This is a genomic window from Arthrobacter woluwensis (genome assembly GCF_030816155.1).
Classification (GTDB): domain Bacteria; phylum Actinomycetota; class Actinomycetes; order Actinomycetales; family Micrococcaceae; genus Arthrobacter_E; species Arthrobacter_E woluwensis_A.
In genome coordinates this window covers 1,664,570-1,682,696 of sequence record NZ_JAUSXR010000001.1, presented here as the reverse complement: position 1 = coordinate 1,682,696, position 18,127 = coordinate 1,664,570, and the positions used below count along the sequence as shown (strand labels likewise).

General features: G+C 69.0%; 16 protein-coding genes. 5 read left to right on the top strand and 11 right to left on the bottom strand.

The features are described 5' to 3' along the window. Positions 1–54 precede the first annotated feature (54 nt). Together QFZ52_RS07635 and QFZ52_RS07630 are read right to left on the bottom strand one after the other, a co-directional pair. Positions 55–939, bottom strand: a complete 885-nt coding sequence (locus tag QFZ52_RS07635; protein WP_307497015.1) for an alpha/beta fold hydrolase — start codon at positions 937–939, stop codon at positions 55–57. After that, on the bottom strand, positions 936–1,976 hold the full coding sequence (locus QFZ52_RS07630) for an NADP-dependent oxidoreductase (RefSeq protein WP_307497013.1): 1,041 nt from the start codon (positions 1,974–1,976) through the stop codon (positions 936–938). Before QFZ52_RS07630 ends, QFZ52_RS07635 begins: the two co-directional genes overlap by 4 nt. Positions 1,977–2,251: 275 nt before the next feature. On the opposite strand from QFZ52_RS07630, the gene dxs reads away from it, so the two are divergent. From dxs to QFZ52_RS07610, 4 genes are all read left to right on the top strand, one after another. After that, the gene (gene dxs / locus QFZ52_RS07625) at positions 2,252–4,225 is read left to right on the top strand and encodes a 1-deoxy-D-xylulose-5-phosphate synthase (protein ID WP_307497012.1); all 1,974 of its coding nucleotides are present in this window, start codon (positions 2,252–2,254) and stop codon (positions 4,223–4,225) included. After that, positions 4,222–4,842 carry a DUF402 domain-containing protein gene (locus tag QFZ52_RS07620; RefSeq protein ID WP_307497011.1) on the top strand — a complete coding sequence of 207 codons (621 nt, stop codon included), beginning with the start codon at positions 4,222–4,224 and terminating at the stop codon, positions 4,840–4,842. Before dxs ends, QFZ52_RS07620 begins: the two co-directional genes overlap by 4 nt. Further along, positions 4,835–5,395: a hypothetical protein gene (locus QFZ52_RS07615; protein WP_307497010.1), complete on the top strand. Its 561-nt coding sequence runs from the start codon at positions 4,835–4,837 to the stop codon at positions 5,393–5,395. Before QFZ52_RS07620 ends, QFZ52_RS07615 begins: the two co-directional genes overlap by 8 nt. Positions 5,396–5,477: 82 nt before the next feature. Next, complete coding sequence (locus tag QFZ52_RS07610; RefSeq protein ID WP_307497009.1) at positions 5,478–6,455, top strand: aldo/keto reductase; 978 nt, start codon at positions 5,478–5,480, stop codon at positions 6,453–6,455. Between the two features lie 235 nt (positions 6,456–6,690). On the opposite strand, the gene QFZ52_RS07605 is transcribed toward QFZ52_RS07610, so the two are convergent. The 9 genes from QFZ52_RS07605 to QFZ52_RS07565 all read right to left on the bottom strand — a co-directional run bounded on the left by QFZ52_RS07605 (position 6,691) and on the right by QFZ52_RS07565 (position 16,796). After that, the gene (locus QFZ52_RS07605) at positions 6,691–8,811 is read right to left on the bottom strand and encodes a 3-hydroxyacyl-CoA dehydrogenase NAD-binding domain-containing protein (RefSeq protein WP_307497008.1); all 2,121 of its coding nucleotides are present in this window, start codon (positions 8,809–8,811) and stop codon (positions 6,691–6,693) included. Next, on the bottom strand, positions 8,808–10,052 hold the full coding sequence (locus QFZ52_RS07600; RefSeq protein WP_066212299.1) for a thiolase family protein: 1,245 nt from the start codon (positions 10,050–10,052) through the stop codon (positions 8,808–8,810). Before QFZ52_RS07600 ends, QFZ52_RS07605 begins: the two co-directional genes overlap by 4 nt. Before the next feature lie 126 nt (positions 10,053–10,178). Beyond that, on the bottom strand, positions 10,179–11,477 hold the full coding sequence (locus QFZ52_RS07595; protein ID WP_307497007.1) for an HRDC domain-containing protein: 1,299 nt from the start codon (positions 11,475–11,477) through the stop codon (positions 10,179–10,181). Between the two features lie 45 nt (positions 11,478–11,522). Then, positions 11,523–12,122: a DUF3000 domain-containing protein gene (locus QFZ52_RS07590; RefSeq protein ID WP_307497006.1), complete on the bottom strand. Its 600-nt coding sequence runs from the start codon at positions 12,120–12,122 to the stop codon at positions 11,523–11,525. A 136-nt stretch (positions 12,123–12,258) separates the two neighbouring features. Next, positions 12,259–13,314, bottom strand: coding sequence for a threonine aldolase family protein (locus QFZ52_RS07585; RefSeq protein WP_307497005.1), 1,056 nt, complete (start codon positions 13,312–13,314; stop codon positions 12,259–12,261). 53 nt (positions 13,315–13,367) lie between these two features. Then, a complete protein-coding gene (locus tag QFZ52_RS07580) occupies positions 13,368–14,090 on the bottom strand; it encodes an SDR family NAD(P)-dependent oxidoreductase (RefSeq protein ID WP_307497003.1) in 723 nt (240 codons plus the stop codon). A gap of 37 nt (positions 14,091–14,127) precedes the next feature. After that, positions 14,128–15,498, bottom strand: coding sequence for a DUF6421 family protein (locus QFZ52_RS07575; RefSeq protein ID WP_307497002.1), 1,371 nt, complete (start codon positions 15,496–15,498; stop codon positions 14,128–14,130). Between the two features lie 337 nt (positions 15,499–15,835). Further along, the gene (msrB, locus tag QFZ52_RS07570) at positions 15,836–16,255 is read right to left on the bottom strand and encodes a peptide-methionine (R)-S-oxide reductase MsrB (protein WP_208188907.1); all 420 of its coding nucleotides are present in this window, start codon (positions 16,253–16,255) and stop codon (positions 15,836–15,838) included. 46 nt (positions 16,256–16,301) lie between these two features. Next, positions 16,302–16,796 (bottom strand): hypothetical protein, encoded by a 495-nt coding sequence (locus QFZ52_RS07565; RefSeq protein WP_307497000.1) that lies wholly within the window; start codon positions 16,794–16,796, stop codon positions 16,302–16,304. A 57-nt stretch (positions 16,797–16,853) separates the two neighbouring features. Between QFZ52_RS07565 and QFZ52_RS07560 the strand changes: the two genes are divergently transcribed. After that, positions 16,854–18,125 (top strand): alpha/beta hydrolase family protein, encoded by a 1,272-nt coding sequence (locus tag QFZ52_RS07560; protein ID WP_307496999.1) that lies wholly within the window; start codon positions 16,854–16,856, stop codon positions 18,123–18,125. The last annotated feature ends 2 nt before the right edge of the window (positions 18,126–18,127 follow it).

Below are 18,127 nucleotides of genomic sequence, written 5' to 3'. Positions count from 1 at the left end.
CGGTGTTGACTATATCCCCGGAGACGGCGCGGGGCTGTGCGGTGCGCGGGAGGGTCAATCGCCCAGGAATTCGACGGCGGCGGGAACGAACTCGGCGTGGAACTGGAAGATGCCGCCGTGGCCGGAACCGGGGTGGATGATCAGTTCGGATCCCTTGATGCGGTGGTGAAGGTCCCAGGAGAGGGCGGACGGCACCATGCGGTCGTTGTCGCCGTTCGCGATCAAGGTGGGCTGGGTGAGCTTCGACAGGTCCGACGGCGCGGAGCGGCCGAACCGCTGGATGGCCTTGAGCTGCACCCTGAGCGCCCGGGTGCTGGCCGGCTTGTCCCGGTCGGCCGTGCGCTCCTGCAGGCGCTTCACGAACGCTTTCGCGGCCTGCTTTCCTGCGGCGTCGCGGTTGAAGAACAGGAACTCCTTGGGATCTGATCGGGTCAGGGCCGCGCGGAGGATGTCCCGGTATGTGGTGCCGACGACCTTGTCCATGTCCTTGCCGCCGCGCGGCCCGGTGCCCGTCAGCACGAGCCTGCGGATGAGGCCGGGATGCTTGAGGGCCAGGTCCTGGGCGATCATGCCGCCCATCGAAAAGGAGAAGACGTCGATCGTGGTGAAACCAAGTGCTCGGATGAAGGTGTAGGCGTCGTCTGCCATCGCCTCGATGCTGCCGGGCACTTTTCCGGTGGAGGAGCCGACGCCGGGCTGATCGAACGTGATGACGTGGCGGTTCGCCGCGATCGGGTCGATGATCCGGGGGTCCCAGTTGTCCAGGGTTCCCGCGAGGTGCACGAAGAACACGATCGGGATGCCTTTCTTCGGTCCGAGCTCCCGGTACGCGTAGGTGACGCCGCCGGCGGTGACCATCTGAGTCGGTGCCGTCGCGTAGGAGGTCACCAGGAGGTCGCTCGGTGCGCTGGAATCCGCAGGCGTGCTGATGTCGCTCATGATGCCGTCTTTCCTGAGGGGTTCGTAGTGGGCATGGCCCGGTCGGTCAGCGTGACCACCGCCTTGCCGCGGAGGCCGCCCTTGGCGAGGGATTCCAGCGCCTGTGGGGTCTGCTCGAAGCCGAAGACCGCCCCCACGACCGGGCGCAGCACGCCGTCGTCGACCAGTGCGCTGATCCGGCGCAGCTGCTCCCCACTGGCGCGCATGAAGAGGAACTCGTAGCTGGCACCGAGTTTCTTCGCCTGTCTGCGGATCCCGGCGCTGAGCCCGGCGATCGCAAGGCGCAGCACCGGGTTGAGGCCGGCTTCGCGGGCGAACGCCGGATCGGGTGGGCCGGAGATCCCGATCGCCTTCCCGCCGGGCCGGAGGATGCGCAGCGACTTCTGAAGGTTCTCCCCGCCCAGGCTGTCCAGCACCAGGTCGTATCCGCTCAGGAGCTGTTCGAAGTCCTGGGTGCGGTAGTCGATCACGACGTCCGCCCCGAGGCCGCGGACGAAGTCGGCGTTGGCGCCGCTCGCCGTGGTGGCGACGGTTGCGCCGAGATGCTTGGCAAGCTGGATGGCGATCGAGCCGACCCCGCCGGCGCCCGCATGGATGAGAACCTTCTGCCCGGGCTTCACGTCGCCCCGCTCCACCAGGGCCTGCCAGGCGGTCAGCGCCACGAGTGGCAGTGAGCCGGCCTCCACCATGCTCAGTGTTGCGGGCTTCAACGCCACGTCGTCCTCGGCGACGGCGATGCGCTCGGCGAAGGTGCCGATGCGGCCGTCGCGGGGGCGGGCATAGACCTCGTCGCCGGGCTTGAAGCCGCGCACCTCGGCGCCGACCCGGAGGACGGTCCCGGCGACGTCGTGGCCGAGGACCAGCGGGAGCTTGTACGGGAGGATCTGTTTGAACTCGCCGAGCCGGATCTTCTCGTCCAGCTGGTTGAGGCCGGCTGCTTGCACCCCCACGAGCAGATCTCGGTCACCGAGGACAGGCTCGGCGACTTCGACTTCGAGCAGTGGCTCCTGGTATCTGGTGACGGCGAACGCTCGCATGGCCTGAGTCCTTCCGGGAATCAATAACTGAGTACACTCAATTATGACTTAACTCAGCTAAGTGTCAAGGCTGACCCTGCTGCCGGATCAGCCGGGCGAAGCGTGCGGCGGTGTGTGCCGGAGCCGGTCTCGGGGCTGCCTGCCGCGTTCGGCGCCGTCGACGACCCTGCCCGCTCGCGCTGCCGGAGCCGTCCGATTCGAGTGAAGTCGCGGCGCCCCTCCGGCCGGGGAGGCGGTAAAGTGGGAGAGCACAACCGGCGGGAGAAGGAGGGCCCTTGGGCATCTTGGAAGGTATCCGGGAACCGCATGATCTGCAGCGGCTGAACCAGGACCAGCTGGAACCTCTCGCGGCGGAGATCCGCGAGTTCCTGATCAGCAACGTCTCGCAGACGGGTGGACACCTCGGTCCCAATCTGGGCGTCGTGGAACTGACCATCGCGCTGCACCGGGTCTTCGATTCGCCCGTCGACTCCATCGTCTTCGACACCGGGCATCAGTCGTATGTGCACAAGCTGCTCACCGGACGGCAGGACTTCGGCACGCTCCGCCAGCAGGGCGGTCTCTCGGGTTACCCGGACCGCGGCGAGTCCGAGCACGACATCGTCGAGTCCTCGCACGCATCCTCCTCCCTGTCCTGGGCGGACGGCATCTCCCGCGCCCGGAAGCTGCGCGGCGAGACCGACCGCTACACGGTCGCGGTGATCGGCGACGGCGCCCTGACAGGCGGCATGGCCTGGGAGGCCCTGAACAACATCGCGGCCGACAAGGACCGCAAGGTGGTCATCGTCGTCAATGACAACGGCCGCTCCTATGCTCCGACGGTCGGCGGTTTCGCGGACTACCTCGCCTCCCTGCGCCCCACGATCGACGCCTTGCGCGCCAAGCCCGGCTACGAGGGCGCCATGACCTGGTGGAAGACGCGCCTGCAGGAGGGCGGCCCCGTCGGCCAGTTCACCTACAAGAGCCTGCACGCCGCCAAGAAGGGCGTGAAGGACTGGTGGGCGCCCCAGGGCATGTTCGAAGATCTGGGTCTGAAGTACATCGGCCCCGTGGACGGCCATGACGAGGCCGCCGTCGAGGAGGCCCTGCGCCTGGCCCGGAACTTCGGCGGCCCCGTGCTGGTGCACACGATCACCGAAAAGGGCCGTGGCTATGCGCCCGCCCGTGCGGACGAGGCGGACCAGTTCCATGCGGTCGGCGTCATCGACCCGGAGACCGGACTGCCGACCTCCAGCGGTGGGGCCCGGTCCTGGACGAGTGTCTTCGGTGAGGAGATCGCGTCCATCGCGGATGAGCGGGATGACATCGTCGGCATCACCGGCGCCATGCTGATCCCCGTGGGCCTCAGCGAGATGGCGGCCCGGCACCCGGATCGCGTGATCGACGTCGGCATCGCCGAGCAGCATGCCGTCACCATGGCCGCCGGGCTGGCCTTCGGTGGCCTGCACCCCGTGGTCGCGGTGTACGCGACCTTCCTTAACCGTGCCTTCGACCAGCTGCTGATGGATGTCGCGCTGCACAAGGCCGGGGTCACCCTGGTGCTCGACCGCGCCGGCGTGACCGGTCCCGACGGGCCCAGCCACCACGGCATGTGGGACATGGCCATGGTCCAGACCGTGCCGGGCCTGCACCTCGCGGCGCCCCGTGATGCGAGCCGTCTCCGGGAGGAGCTGCGGGAAGCCGTCGCCATCGACGACGCGCCCAGCGTGGTGCGTTTCTCCAAGGGCGCGGTGGGTCCCGAGGTCAACGCCGTGGAACGGCTCAAGGACGGCGTGGACGTGCTCGCCCGGCCCGAGGACGGACAGCTGGAGAACGATGTGCTGCTCATCTCGGTGGGCGCCCTGAGCGAACTGTCGCTCGAGGTGGGGGAGCGGCTCGCCGCCCACGGCATCACTTCGACAGTGGTCGATCCCCGCTGGGTTCTTCCCGTGCCCCGCTCGATCATCGCCCTCGCCGCGCGTCACCGTCTGGTCGTGTGCCTGGAGGACGGCGTCCGCGCGGGCGGCGTCGGCTCCAGGATCCGCCAGGAGATGCGGGCAGCCGGCGTCGACACCGCGCTGAATGAGGTCGGCCTTCCGGCGGAGTTCCTCGCGCACGGCACGCGCGGCGAAGTCCTCGAGCGCGTCGGCCTCACGGCGCAGCAGGTGACGCACGACGTCGTCGCGCAGGTTCTCGGCACGAAGGTCCCCTTCGCGCGGCCTCTCCCGGGTCAGCAGGCACCCAGCACGGGAAGCATTCCCGCACTGTGACGGCCGGATCCGGCCGGGCGCCACTCGAGGTGGCCCCCGGTGAGCTGGTCGTGGCCCGCAACCGCAAATGGGACGGCACCGCGCACTGGGTGGTGCCGGGCCGTTACCTCGGGGAGGACGAGCACGGCTGGTGGATCTACCAGGCCGAAGGCGAGTTCTGCTCCCGGCCCGGCGCGGCGTTTTACACTCAGAGCCACAACGTTCTGCTCGTGCCCCGCGCGGGCGAATGGGTCGCGACGTTCTACGACGAGGACCACCCCGGTGACTTCCGCGTCTACGTGGACATGGCGGTCGGGCACGAGTTCAAGCGCATCCGGCCGACGGTGACCGAGTTCCACGTGGTCGACATGGATCTGGACGTCATCCTGTTCGCCGACGGCACGAGCCACCTCGACGACGAGGACGAGTTCGCCGAGCGGCGCGTCAGCATGGACTACCCGGCCTGGCTGGTGGAGACGACGGAGAGCTCCAGCCGCGACGTCCTGGCCGCCGTGGAGGCCCGGCAGGGTCCCTTCGCCGGCGTGGCCGACACTTGGCTGGCCCGCGGGCTGGAGGCCACCCGGACGGGCGAATGGCACGATGACTGGATCCCAGAAGACGGAGAGAACGATGAATGAACTGCTGCGCGCCTACCGGCGTGACGAGGACGGCGTCCTCAGCTTCCGCGAGGCCTGGTACGAGCAGGAGGAAGGCGTGGTCGTGGTCAACCACGGCGTCGTCGGCCATGTGAGCAAGGACGACGTGCAGTCCGTGGCGTCGGATGAGGCCGCCGTGGCGCTGCTGGAGGCGTTCAGCGCGCAGTGCGCCGAGGACGGCTTTGCCGAGATCCCCGTCGAGGAGCAGCACTGGGTGGTCGCCCAGTTCGCGCTGAAGACCAAGGTCGGCACCGAACGCGACCGCTACCTGGAGCGCTCCGCCGTCGCGGCGCTGACGGGCCATTTCGCGTGGCGCGGCCTGGGCGTGGTGGACCGGAGCGCCATCGAGAACGGCAAGCTCAACATCTTCCTGATCTCGCCCGAGCCGTCCAAGGCGGTCAAGGCCGTGGTGTCGGTGGCGCGCGAAGCCGATCTGGACCCGACCAAGCTGACGATCGGCGTCGCGCCGTACTCGGAGCCGGAGGCTTTCAAGCGCCGCCACCCGGCCGGCCCCGGAGCGCCGTTCAGCCTCTGAGTCCTCCGCGTTTCCACTCAGGCCCTTCCGGTGTGTCCGGAGGGGCCTGAGCTCTGCCGGGGGCATTCGATAGGCTGGCACCATGACTGAATACCGCAGATTGGGAACATCCGGACTCGTCGTCTCCACCATCGGCCTGGGGTGCAACAACCTCGGCCGGCCGAACACGCCGAGTTTCACCCAGGAAGGCACGGACACCGTCATCCACGCGGCGCTGGACGCGGGCGTCACGCTTTTCGACGTCGCGGACGTCTACGGAGCGACGCCGGGCCTCAGCGAGGAGATGCTGGGCAAGGCCCTGGGGGACCGGCGCTCCGAGGTTGTCCTGGCCACCAAGTTCGGCATGGACATGAACGGCGCCAACGGCGCGGACTACGGCGCCCGTGGCTCGCGCCGTTACATCATCAGCGCCGTGGAGGCGTCCCTGCGGCGACTCGGCACCGACTGGATCGATCTGTACCAGTTCCACACCCCGGACGACGGGACCCCTGTCGAGGAGACGCTCCGGGCTCTGGATGACCTCGTGACCGCCGGCAAGGTGCGGTACATCGGGCACTCCAACCGTGCCGGCTGGCAGATCGCGGAGGCTGAATTCCTGGCGCACTCGCTCGGCACCGAGCGGTTCATCTCGAGCCAGAACCACTACAACCTGCTGGACCGCCGTGCGGAGCTCGAAGTCCTGCCGGCCGCCCGCGCCTACGGTCTCGGGGTCCTGCCGTACTTCCCGCTCGCCAACGGCTTCCTGACCGGCAAGTACGCGCCGGACCGCGTGCCCGAGGGCTCGCGCCTCAGCCACACGCGCCAGAACATGGTGCGCGACGCCGACTGGGAGCAGATGGCCAAGTACTCGGAGTTCGCCCGTGAGCGCGGACTCACCGAGGTCGAGGTGGCCTTCGCCTGGCTCCTGGCCCAGGAGCCCGTCAGCAGCGTGATCGCCGGCGCGACCAAGGTCGAGCAGATCCAGCAGAACGCGCGGGCGGTCGAAGCGCGGCTGAGTCCCGAGGACCTGGCCGTCCTGGATGAGATCTTCCCGCCCGTGCCCAAGGTGGCGCTCTTCTAGCCTCGGCTGGTCTCGGCGCCTCTCACGGCCCATCGACTGCTCCATACGATTCCATTCCGGCGGGATTTCGCTCGAAAAAGGAATCGTATGGAGCAGTCGATCGGGGCGGGGGCTACGGGTGAGAGCACCGGGCTGAGCGACGACGACGAAGGGGACGGCACCTGCTGGTGCCGTCCCCTTCGTCGTGGTCCCCGTCGCCCGCGCGGCTCAGGGTGCGTGGCTCGAGGTGAGTGGCTCAGGCCGCGTGGAACCGCTTGCCGTTGACCCGCTCGGACGCGCCCACCCGGTCCAGGTACGGCGTGATGCCGCCGAGGAACATGGGCCAGCCGGCGCCGAGGATCATGCAGAGGTCGATGTCCTCGGGACCCGCCACCACGCCTTCCTCGAGCATGAGGCCGATCTCCTCCGCCAGGGCGTCCTGGGTGCGCGTGAGGACCTCTTCGGACGTCGATGGGCTGTCCCCGAACGTCATCAGGGCCAGCACGCGCTCCGGGATCTCCTGGCCGCCGTCGTCGGTGGGGGCCCAGAGGCTCTTCACTCCGTTGTCGATGAGGGCCTGGAGGTTGGTCGAGACCGTGAAGCGGTCGCCGAACGCGGCGTGGAGGGATTCCTGCACGTGCTGCGCCACCGGCAGGCCGACCATCGCTCCCAGCGTGAACGGGGTCATCGGCAGGCCCATGGGGCGCAGCGCGTTGTCCGCGACGTCGGCCGGGGTGCCCTCGTCGAAGGCCGCCGTCACTTCGCCCATGAGGCGCAGGAGGACGCGGTTCACCACGAAGGCGGCGGCGTCCTTGACGAGCACGGCGCTCTTCTTCAGGTTCTTGGCCAGCAGGAACGCCGTCGCCAGGGTCTCGTCCGACGTCTTCGGCGCCCGCACGATCTCCAGGAGCGGCATGACCGCCACCGGATTGAAGAAGTGGAAGCCGACGAGCCGCTCCGGGTGTTCCAGATCGCGCGCCATCTCCGTGACGGACAGGCTGGAGGTGTTGGTGGCCAGGATGCACTCGGGGGAGACGATCGCCTCGACTTCCGCGAACACCTGCTTCTTGACCGAGAGTTCCTCGAACACCGCTTCGATCACGAAGTCGGCGTCGGCGAACGCCTGCTTGTCCACCGCGCCCGTGATGAGCCCCTTGGTCCGGTTCGCGGCGTCGGCGGACATGCGGCCCTTGGCCTGCAGCTTGTCGACTTCGCCGTGGATGTAGGAGACGCCGCGGTCCACGCGCTCCTGGTCGATGTCCGTCATGACCACGGGCACCTTGAGCTGCTTGGCGAAGAGCAGGGCGAGCTGGCCCGCCATCAGGCCGGCGCCCACCACGCCCACCTTGGTGACGGGGCGTGCCAGCTTGGCATCCGGCGCGCCGGCGGGACGCTTGGCGCGCTTCTGCACCAGATCGAGGAATGCGTAGACGGTGGAGCGGAACTCGCCGGTCTGCATGAGCCCGGCGAGGGCCTCGCACTCGGCCGCGGCGGACTCCTCCTGCGTCTGGGTGCGGTTGGCCTCGAGCAGGTCGAGGACTTTGCCGGGGGCCGGGGCAGCGTCGGAGATCTTACGACTCACGAAGGCGCGTCCGGCGTCGACGGCTGCCTGCCAGCGCTCGGCCACCTGCGGATCGGAGGCGTCGACGGCGTGCGTGCGCTCCGGCGCGACCTCGCCGCTGAGCACCTGGGCGGCCCAGGAGAGGGACTGCTCCAGGAAGTCGGCGGCGTCGAAGAGGGCGTCGGCGACGCCGAGCTCCAGGGCCTGCTTGCCGCTGAGGGTCCGGTTGTTGTTCAGAGGGTTCTCGATCATCACCTTGACGGCGTTCTCCGGCCCGATCAGACGCGGCAGGAGATAGACGCCGCCCCAGCCCGGGACGAGGCCCAGGAAGGCCTCCGGGAGGCCGAGAGCGCCGGCCGAGGCGCTGACCGTGCGGTAGGTGGACTGGAGGGCGATCTCGAGGCCGCCGCCCAGGGCGAGGCCGTTGATGAACGCGAAGCTCGGCACCGGCAGGTTCCGCAGCAGTCCATACACTTCGTGACCCAGCCGTGCCATCGCCAGGCCGTGCTCCGGCTCGGAGATGGCGGAGACGGCCGTGAGGTCGGCGCCGGCCACCAGGAAGTACGGCTTCCCGGTGATGCCCACGGCGTGGATCTCACCCTTGGTGGCGCGCTCTGCGAGGGATTCGAGGGTGTGCCCGAGCTCGAGAAGCGTGTTCGGGCCGAGCGTGGTGGGCTTGCGGTGGTCGAGCCCGTTGTCCAGGGTCACGAGCGCCAGCGTGCCGATGCCGGGCAAGGGCACGTCCTGGACCAGCGAGTGGGTCACCGTCTCCGTGCTGAAGAGCCCTGCGAGTTCCGTGAAATCGTCGAGACTCATGCTGCCTCTCCTGCCTGTGCGTCGGTTCCATAGTCGGGGTGGTGGGGGTTCTCCCAGATGATCGTGCCGCCCATGCCGAGGCCGATGCACATCGTCGTGATGCCGTAACGGACGCTCGGGTCCTGCTCGAACTGGCGCGCGAGCTGGTTCATCAGGCGCACGCCGGAGGAGGCGAGGGGGTGACCCAGCGCGATCGCGCCGCCGAAGCGGTTGACGCGGGGATCGTCGTCGGCGATGCCGAAGTAGTCCAGGAAGCTCAGGACCTGCACCGCGAACGCCTCGTTGATCTCGAAGAGTCCGATGTCCTCGATGCCCAGCCCGGCCTTCTCGAGGGCCTTGAGGGTGGACGGGACGGGGCCGTAGCCCATGACGCTCGGCTCCACGCCGGCGAAGGCGTACGAGACCATGCGCATGCGGACCGGCAGGCCCAGCTCTTCGGCGGTGTCCGCGTCGGCGAGCAGGGCCGCCGTCGCGCCGTCGTTCAGACCGGCGGCGTTGCCCGCGGTGACGCGGCCATGCGGGCGGAAGGGGGTGCGGAGACCCTCGAGGTCTTCCAGGGTGGTGCCGGGCCGCGGCGGCTCGTCCACCGTGTTCAGGGTCCAGCCGGCGCCGGCCTTCTTGCTCGCCACGGGGACGAGGCCGGCCTGGATGTCGCCGCTTTCGTAGGCTTCGGCGACCTTCCGCTGTGAGGCGACGGCATAGGCGTCGGCGCGCTCCTTGGTGATGGCCGGGAACCGGTCGTGGAGGTTTTCAGCGGTGTTGCCCATGTTCAGAGCGGCGGGATCCACGATGCGCTCGGCCAGGAACCGGGGGTTGGGATCGGCGCCGACACCCATCGGGTGGTGACCCATGTGCTCCACGCCGCCCGCGATGACGACGTCGTACGCGCCCGAGGCGATCCCGGAGCCGGTCGTGGTCACGGCGGTCAGGGCGCCGGCGCACATGCGGTCGATGGCGAAGCCCGGCACGGACTGGGGGAGACCCGCGAGCAGTGCCGCGGTGCGCCCGATGGTCAGGCCTTGGTCTCCGGTCTGGGTGGTGGCGGCGATGGCCACCTCGTCCACACGCTCTGCCGGGAGGCCCGGGTTGCGTCGCATCAGTTCACGGATGCACTTGACCACCAGGTCGTCGGCACGGGTCTCGGCATAGATGCCCTTGTCTCCTGCCTTGCCGAACGGTGTGCGGATGCCGTCGACAAAGACGACATCGCGGCCGGCCAGGCCTTTGCGGATGCGGCTCACGCTTGCTCCTCGTTGAGTTCAACGCCCGCCGAGCGGGCGACACGCTGGTGTCCGGCGGGCGCCGGACGCGTTCAACGACATGTTACTCGTCAGTAACTTGTTGGGGCAAGGGGTGTCCGGTGGCCGTCAGACGGCCGGGGACTCCGGCTGGGGGTGCAGCAGCGCCTCCAGCAGCAGGGGCACCGTGAGCTTCCGCTGCCAGGAGCGTGCGCCCAGCTCCGCGAGGGCAGCGTCGACGCTCTCCGTGGTCAGTTCCGTGGGCGGACGCCACATGAGCCGCCGCAGGTGATCCGGCGTGAGCAGGTTCTCCACGGGCATGTCCCACTCGGCAGCGAGATCCGTGAGCGCTTGGCGGGCGGTGGCCAGTCGGGCGGCGGCGACCGGGTCCTTGTCCGCCCAGGCGCGCGGGGGAGGCGGGGCGTTGGTCGGCAGATGCAGCGGGGGAAGGTCCTCGGTGTCCCGGGCGGACATCAGTGCCCGGAGCCAGCGGGGTGCTTCACGCTGCGCCGCCCGGCCGTCGAAGCCACGGGTGGCGATGAGCTGCGGCACCGTGGTGGGCATGGCCCGGGCCGCGGCGATGAGCGCGGAATCCGGAAGGAGACGTCCCGGGGCGACGTCGCGCTTGCGCGCCAGATCCTCGCGCTCGAGCCAGAGCTGACGCACCGCGGCCAGCTGCCGGCGGTCACGGATCTGGTGCATGCCGGAGGTTCGTCGCCAAGGTTCCTGGCGCGGAGGCGCGACGCCGGCGTCCAGGATCGCCTGGAACTCCTCCAGGGCGAACTCCAGTTTGCCCTGGCTGCTCAGGAGCTCGATCAGTTCCTCCCGCAGCTCGATGAGCACCTCGACGTCCAGGGCGGCGTACTTCAGCCAGGGCTCGGGCAGGGGGCGCGTGGACCAGTCCGCGGCCGAATGCTCCTTCGCCAGGCGGAAGCCCAAGAGCTGCTCGATCACGGCGGCGAGGCCGACGCGCGGCAGCCCGGCCAGGCGTGCGGCGAGCTCGGTGTCGAACAGGGCCGAGGGCCACAGTCCGAGCTCGCTCAGGCACGGCAAATCCTGGGTGGAGGCATGCAGGATCCATTCGCTGCCCAGGAGCGCGGCCTGGATCGGCTCGAGGTCCTCGAACGGTTCGGGGTCGATGAGCCAGGTTCCCGCGCCCTCGCGGCGGATCTGCACGAGGAACGCGCGCTGGCCGTAGCGGAAGCCGGAGGCGCGTTCGGCGTCGACGGCGACGGGGCCGGTCCCGGCGGCCAGCGCGTCGGCGCAGCGCTGCAGGCCGGCGTCGGTGCTGATGACGAAGGGGACGCCTTCGCGCGGGGTGTCCAGTTCGACGACGTCGGGCGCCTCGAGGGCGAGGTCGTCCAGGTCATGGGAGGCTGTGTCAGCGGCCGGATCGCCGGCCGTGGTCAGGTTTCGCTTCAGGGTCATGGTGCTCTCAGTTTATCGGTGCCCCGGAGTGGGACCGCCCAAGGCTCAAAAACGTCGCCCCGGAAGGGCTGTCACACCTTCAGGCAGCGGGGGGAGACCGGCGAAGGAGCACACCATGTCCGCCCAGGCTTCGAGGTGGTTCTGCACGCGCCAGTCCGCCGGCGTCCACGAGGCGCGGAGTTCGATGTCGATGGTGCTGCCGCGCTCGGCGAGCGTTCCGAAGGAATCGGACAGCACCCGTGTCGCAGTGCCGCCTGCGGACCGATAGTCGGCGCCGTGATTCTGCAGCGCTTCGACGAGCCAGGTCCAGGCGACGGTGCCCAGGAGTTCGTCGTTGCCCATCTCGGCGTCCATCTGCGCCCGGATGAACGTCACCACGCGGAAGTCACCGCCCCAGACCTCGGATCCGGCCGGATCGTGGAGCAGGATGAAGCGGCCGGTGGCCAGGTCGGCGAGCCCTTCGGCATCCGCGAGTCCGGGACCGAGGGCCGACGGGGAGATCTCCGCGCCGAGCGCCACGGCGAAGGGCGCGAGCCGTGCCGGAGCGGGGATCTCCTCGAGCCGGAGTTCCGCGCGGGACCGCGCGGCCTTCAGCGAGGAGAGTGCTCTGTTGAAGCCCGAGGGCAACGGCGCATTGGCGTTCACGGCACGAGAATACTGCCGTGCGGGCGCGGCTCGACTGAGCCACGCCCGCACGTTGCGAGTTTGACGCCTCGGTGGCCCTTTCCGGGGCTCCGCGGCGCCTGATCCGGCGCGATGAGGCCGGATCAGAGGCGTCCGGTCAGGCGCCGAGCTCCGCGCGCAGGGCGGCGGCGAAGGCGTCCACATCGGCCTCGGTGGTGTCGAAGGAGCACATCCAGCGGACCTCGCGGCGGCCGGCGTCCCAGTCATAGAAGCGGAACTTCGCACGAACCGCGTCCGCCACGCCCTCCGGGAGGATGGCGAAGACGCCGTTGGACTGAGTGTCCTGGGTGATCTCCACCCCCGGCAGGCCCTCCACGGCCGAGCGCAGGCGCTGCGCCATGGCATTGGAGTGGCTCGCCGACCGCAGCCAGAGGTCGCCCTCCAGGAGCGCGATGAACTGCGCCGACATGAAGCGCATCTTGGACGCGAGCTGCATGCTCATCTTGCGCAGGTAGATCAGGCCCGGCGCGGCCTCCGGGTTGAGCGCCACGACGATCTCACCGAAGATCAGCCCGTTCTTGGTGCCGCCGAAGGAGAGGATGTCGACGCCGGCGTCGCGCGTGAAGGCGCGCAGCGGCAGTCCGAGAGTGGCGGCCGCGTTGGCCAGGCGGGAGCCGTCCATGTGAAGCTTCATCCCCTTGGCGTGCACGTGATCGGCGATCGCGCGGACTTCCTCCGGGGTGTACACGGTGCCGAGTTCGGTGCTCTGGGTGATGGAGACCGCGAGCGGCTGGGCGCGGTGCTCGTCCCCGTAGCCCCAGGCTTCCAGATCGATGAGCTCGGGGGTGAGCTTGCCGTTGTCGGTGGGCACGGAGAGCAGCTTGATGCCGCCCATCCGCTCCGGGGCGCCGTTCTCATCCACGTTGATGTGGGCCGTGGTGGCGCACACCACGGCGCCCCAGCGGGGGAGCAGCGACTGGAGAGCCACCACATTGGCGCCGGTGCCGTTGAAGACCGGGTAGAACTCGATCCCGGTGCCGAAGTGGCCCTCCAGGACCTCTCCGAGGCGTTCGGTGTACTGGTCCTCGCCGTAGGCGATCTGGTGCCCGTGATTGGCCTGGGCGATGGCTTCCAGGATCTCCGGGTGGACGCCGGAGTAGTTGTCCGAGGCGAAGCCCCGGCTGGTGACGTCATGCAGGGGTGCGGATGCCATGGCGGCGTGTGTTTCCTGTTCTGTTGTCGTGAGGCGATGGGAGAGGAGGCGGGTCACGCGTTCCAGGCCGGCAGGACCCGGCGCGTGCCGTTGAGATCCGCCGCGTCTTCGCCGAAGAGGTCGAGGGCCGCCTGGGCGAGCTGGGTGACGTCCGTGTAGCCCGGGAACTTGCGTTCGAGGTGGGCGGCGCGCTGGGCTTCGTCCACGAGGGACTTCACCGCGAGCACGACGGCGGCGGCGTCGCCGGTCTCCGACGTGCGGAAAGCGTCCGCCACCGATAGGGTCCAGGCCTCCGCCGCGGCCTTCGCCGCCGCGTAGTTGGCGCCCTTGGCCGTGGGGTTCTCGGCGATGGTGGAGCCCACCATGACGAACCGCCCGGACGGCGAGGCGAGGAGGGCCGGGAGGAAGGCGCGGCTGGTGTTGCGCAGGGTCTGGACCGCCTGGCGGTGCAGGAAGTCCCAGTCCTCGTCGCTCTGGTCCAGTAGCGAGGTCCCGCCCCGCCAGCCGCCCACGAGATGCAGCACGCCGTCCACTCCGCCGGCGTCGTCCGTGATCTCGGCCGCGAGCCGCTCCACGGCGGCGTGGTCGGAGAGATCGCAGACCAGCGGGGTGACGGGGTGCCCGGAGGCGCCGGTCGAGGCGGCCGCGGCCGCCTCGATGCGTGCGGGGGAGGACCCGATCGTGTAGACGCGGTGTCCGGCCTGGGAAAACGCCGTGGCGGCAGCAACCCCGGAAGGGCTGCTGCCGCCGGCGACGACAACGGTGAGGCTGTTCATGATGTCGAGTCTAGGCTCTTGTTCCGGGTGCCGTGGTTCAGGACAGCGCGGTGGCGCCGGTGATGCCCGCGGTGGACTCGATGACGGTGCGCATCTTCTTTTCGAGCGCCTCGAAGAACATGGAGAGCGGGAACTCGTCGTCCATGACCTGGTCGGTGATCTCGCGCGGGGTGCCGGTCAGCGGCAGGGCGTCCGGACCCTTGGCCCACACGGAGGCCGGGTGCGGCGTGACGGTCGCGGAGATCATCTCGTAGGCGGCGATCCAGTGCGCGACCTTCGGGCGGTCGATCGAGCGCCAGTACAGCTCTTCGATCTGCTCACCCAGGGCCACGACGACGTCGGCGACGTTGTCCCACTCGATGCTCATCTTGCCATCGGTCCAGTGCAGCACGCGGTGCTGGTGCATCCACGCGAAGAGCAGCTGTCCGCCCAGGCCGTCGTAGTTGCGGACGCGGGAGCCGGTGATGGAGAAGCGGAAGATCCGGTCGAAGATGACCGCGTACTGCACGAGCTTGGCGTGCTTGCGGGCCTCGGGGCTCGCGTTCTCGTCCTTCTCCACGAGGACGGATTCGCGGAAGGCGGTGAGGTCACAGCGGAGCTCTTCGAGGGAGTACAGGAAGAACGGCATGCGCTGCTTGATCATGAACGGGTCGAACGGCAGGTCGCCGCGCATGTGGGTGCGGTCGTGGATGAGGTCCCACATGATGAAGGCCTCCTGCGTCAGCTGCTGGTCCTCGATCAGCTCGGCGGCGTCCTCGGGGAGGTCCAGCGAGGTGATCTCGGCTGCGGCCTTCAGCACGCGGCGGAAGCGGGCGGCCTCACGGTCCTGGAAGATGGCGCCCCAGGTGAAGGCCGGGGTCTCGCGGACGGCCACGGACTCGGGGAAGAGCACGGCGGAGTTGGTGTCGTAACCGGCCGTGAAGTCGACGAAGCTCAGCGGGACGAACAGCTTGTTGGAGTATGCGCCGGCTTCGAGCTCGGAGATGAACTCGGGCCACAGGACCTCCACCAGCACGGCTTCGAGCAGACGCTGGGTGCTGCCGTTCTGGGTGTACATCGGGAAGACCACCAGGTGCTGGAGGCCGTCGATGCGGTGCTCCTGCGGCTGGAAGGCCATGAGGGAGTCGAGGAAGTCCGGCTCGCCGAAGCCCGCGGCGGCCCAGGCCTTGAGGTCCTTCTGCAGCAGGGTGAGGTATTCGGCGTCGTGCGGGAAGTGCGGGGCCAGCTCGGCGACGGCTTCGACGACGGTGTCGACAGCCGTGGCCGCTGCGGCGTGGTTCTCGGCGTCCTCGATGGCGCCGTTCTTGGACTGGAACGGCTGCACGCTGCTGACGGCGTTCTTCAGACGCTGCCAGGCCGGGTGCTCGGCAGTGACGCGGGAGGTGGTCTCGATGGTGGTGGCGGTCATGGCCAGGCTCCTTTTCCTCTGATCCCCGAGGGGAAGGTGCGGGGGATCATGTGTGATCCGCCACACCGTGACATCTGGATTCAGCGTAGCCGTGAGCAACCAGGGCTGATGCAAATTCTGGCCAAGCAACAGCAGTTCTTATGCTTGGTGGGTCTCTGGCGGTTCGAGGCCCACGGACGGCGGAAGCTCCGTCCGGCGGGTTCCTCTGGCGCCTCGACAGGCCCCGCCGAGTCAGCGCAAAGGGGCGTGAGTCCGCTACCTCACGTAGCGGACTCACGCCCCTCACAGCGGACTCACCGGAGCGCAGAGGGCGGCCGGTGAGCCGTGGTTTCCTGCGCTATTCGGTGGGCCGCAGCTTCAGCGAGACCGAGTTGATGCAGTACCGCTGGTCGGTGGGGGTGTCATACCCCTCTCCCTCGAAGACGTGTCCCAGATGCGAGTCGCAGCTGGCACAGCGGACCTCGACGCGCTCCATGCCCAGCGTCGAATCCCGGAGATACCGGACCCGGCCCTCCGCGAGCGGGGCGAAGAAGGACGGCCACCCGCAGTGGGAGTCGAACTTCTCCGAGCTGGTGAACAGCTCGGCGCCGCAGGCCCGGCAGCTGTACACGCCCTCCTGCTTGGTGTCCCAGTACTCGCCGGTGAAAGCGCGCTCCGTGCCGGCCTGGCGGAGCACCTGATACTCCTCGGGCGTCAGCTCCTGACGCCACTCCTGGTCACTCTTGACGACCTCTGCGCCGTTTCCCGGGCGGTCCATGATGTGCTCCTCACTCCGATGATCTGTTCGGCACAGGTGTTAACGCTCAGGAGTCCCCGATGAATCCCGAACCCGCGTAGAGATGCAGCACCGGCAGCCCGAGGGCGTGCTGGGCCTTGCTGGCCAGGTCAGCGTGGAAGGTGTCCAGCACCGCGTGGGGCGTGGTGAACACGACCGCCTGGGTGGCGCCGGTTTCCTTGACCGCGTCCACGAGGGCCTGGACGGCGGACCCTTCGTCGACGACACTGCCGTCGATCTCCTGGAAGAGGCCGTCCAGAGCGGCCAGCGACTGCTCCAGGATCTGGGAGGCATCCAGACGGGCGTCGGCGGCATCCGGCGCCTTGGCGCCCAGTTCGCGGAAGGCCTCGGCGAATTCGAGGAGGGAGAGGTGCTCGACGAAGTCCACCAGGAGGTGGCGCTGCGTGTCGGCCTGGACCAGGAGCTTCGCGGAGAACTCCCCACCGTCCAGGAGTTCCTCCAGGCTCGTGCGGTCCGAGTCGTCCAGTGTGGTTTCCGTCAGGATGACGATTGGCTGAATCATGTGACAAGACTAGTCCGGTACAGGAGATTCCCGGCCACACCCAGCAGAATGGATGTCATGGAAGAACAGAGCAGCACGGGACGTGGTCATGGTTTCTTCAGGATCGCGGGACTGGGGGTCGCGTCGGCCCTGGCGGCGACGGCGTTGCTGGGGGCTGGGAGCTCCGCCCTGGCCGCCTACTTCGCCCGGCGCATCATCACCCCCGACCGGGTGAAGAGCCAGGGGGAGGAACTGCTCGCCGTCGTGCAGGGGGACCATGGTCCCGAGGCGATCTTCCGCGCCACGGCGGAGAACACCGTGGAGGGCGTCTACAGCTTCCATTTCGACGGCGAGGCCGGCCTGGCCCGGATCGGCCGCATCACGTCCTATTCGCCCCTGGAGGGCACGGTGCAGCGCGAAATCGAGGAGATCTACTCCGGCAGTCTGGACCGGGTGCGCTGGGGCCGCTGGGGCGGAGCGACCTATCCGGATCCCGCCGCCCTCGGATATGACTTCGACGAGGTCCTGCTCCGGGACGAGATCGGTGAGTTCCCCGCCTGGCTGGTCCCGGCGCCGGAGGACGGCGCCGGTGACGGGCACCGTAAGCATGCCGCTCCCGGTGGGCAGAACGTCTGGGCGATCATGGTGCACGGCCGTGGCGCCACGCGGATGGAGGGTCTGCGTGCGCTGCCCGTGGTCCAGGAGCTCGGGCTGCCGAGCCTTCTCATCTCGTATCGCAATGACGGCGAAGCCCCTCCCGCCGACGCAGGCCGGTACGGGCTGGGCTCCACCGAGTGGCGGGAGGTGGAAGCCGCGATCACCTATGCCCAGGATCAGGGGGCCACGGACGTGGTCCTCTTCGGCTGGTCGATGGGAGGCGCCGTCTCCCTGCAGGCCGCGGATCAGGCCCGCAACCGGCATGCCATCCGGGCGCTGGTGCTGGATGCGCCGGTGATCGACTGGGTGGACGTGCTGGCCTTCCAGGCCCGGCTCAACCGCATCCCCGCCGAGGTGGGGCGCTACGGGCAGTTCATGCTGTCCCATCCGCTGGGCCGTCGTCTGACGGGTTTGTCCGCGCCGGTCGATCTGAAGTCCATGGACTGGGTGACCCGGTCGATCGAGCTGCGCACTCCCACGCTCATCCTGCACAGCGTGGACGACGACTTCGTCCCCTATGGGCCGTCCGGGAAACTGGCTTCGAAGAATCCCGAGATGGTGAGGTTCGTGCCGTTCGAGCGCGCCGGGCACACCCGGGAGTGGAACGTCGACCGGGAGCGCTGGGAATCCACGGTCCGGGAATGGCTCGGCGCCCAGCTGGAGGAACGCAAGGGGCCGTCCGCCGCGGTCTGACA

Bases quoted from the DNA above. Each gene is read 5' to 3' on its own strand.
- QFZ52_RS07635 (WP_307497015.1), bottom strand. From the start codon at position 939: ATGAGCGACATCAGCACGCCTGCGGATTCCAGCGCACCGAGCGACCTC.
- QFZ52_RS07630 (WP_307497013.1), bottom strand. From the start codon at position 1,976: ATGCGAGCGTTCGCCGTCACCAGATACCAGGAGCCACTGCTCGAAGTC.
- QFZ52_RS07615 (WP_307497010.1), top strand. From the start codon at position 4,835: ATGAATGAACTGCTGCGCGCCTACCGGCGTGACGAGGACGGCGTCCTC.
- QFZ52_RS07610 (WP_307497009.1), top strand. From the start codon at position 5,478: ATGACTGAATACCGCAGATTGGGAACATCCGGACTCGTCGTCTCCACC.
- QFZ52_RS07605 (WP_307497008.1), bottom strand. From the start codon at position 8,811: ATGAGTCTCGACGATTTCACGGAACTCGCAGGGCTCTTCAGCACGGAG.
- QFZ52_RS07595 (WP_307497007.1), bottom strand. From the start codon at position 11,477: ATGACCCTGAAGCGAAACCTGACCACGGCCGGCGATCCGGCCGCTGAC.
- QFZ52_RS07585 (WP_307497005.1), bottom strand. From the start codon at position 13,314: ATGGCATCCGCACCCCTGCATGACGTCACCAGCCGGGGCTTCGCCTCG.
- QFZ52_RS07580 (WP_307497003.1), bottom strand. From the start codon at position 14,090: ATGAACAGCCTCACCGTTGTCGTCGCCGGCGGCAGCAGCCCTTCCGGG.
- QFZ52_RS07575 (WP_307497002.1), bottom strand. From the start codon at position 15,498: ATGACCGCCACCACCATCGAGACCACCTCCCGCGTCACTGCCGAGCAC.
- msrB (WP_208188907.1), bottom strand. From the start codon at position 16,255: ATGGACCGCCCGGGAAACGGCGCAGAGGTCGTCAAGAGTGACCAGGAG.
- QFZ52_RS07565 (WP_307497000.1), bottom strand. From the start codon at position 16,796: ATGATTCAGCCAATCGTCATCCTGACGGAAACCACACTGGACGACTCG.
- QFZ52_RS07560 (WP_307496999.1), top strand. From the start codon at position 16,854: ATGGAAGAACAGAGCAGCACGGGACGTGGTCATGGTTTCTTCAGGATC.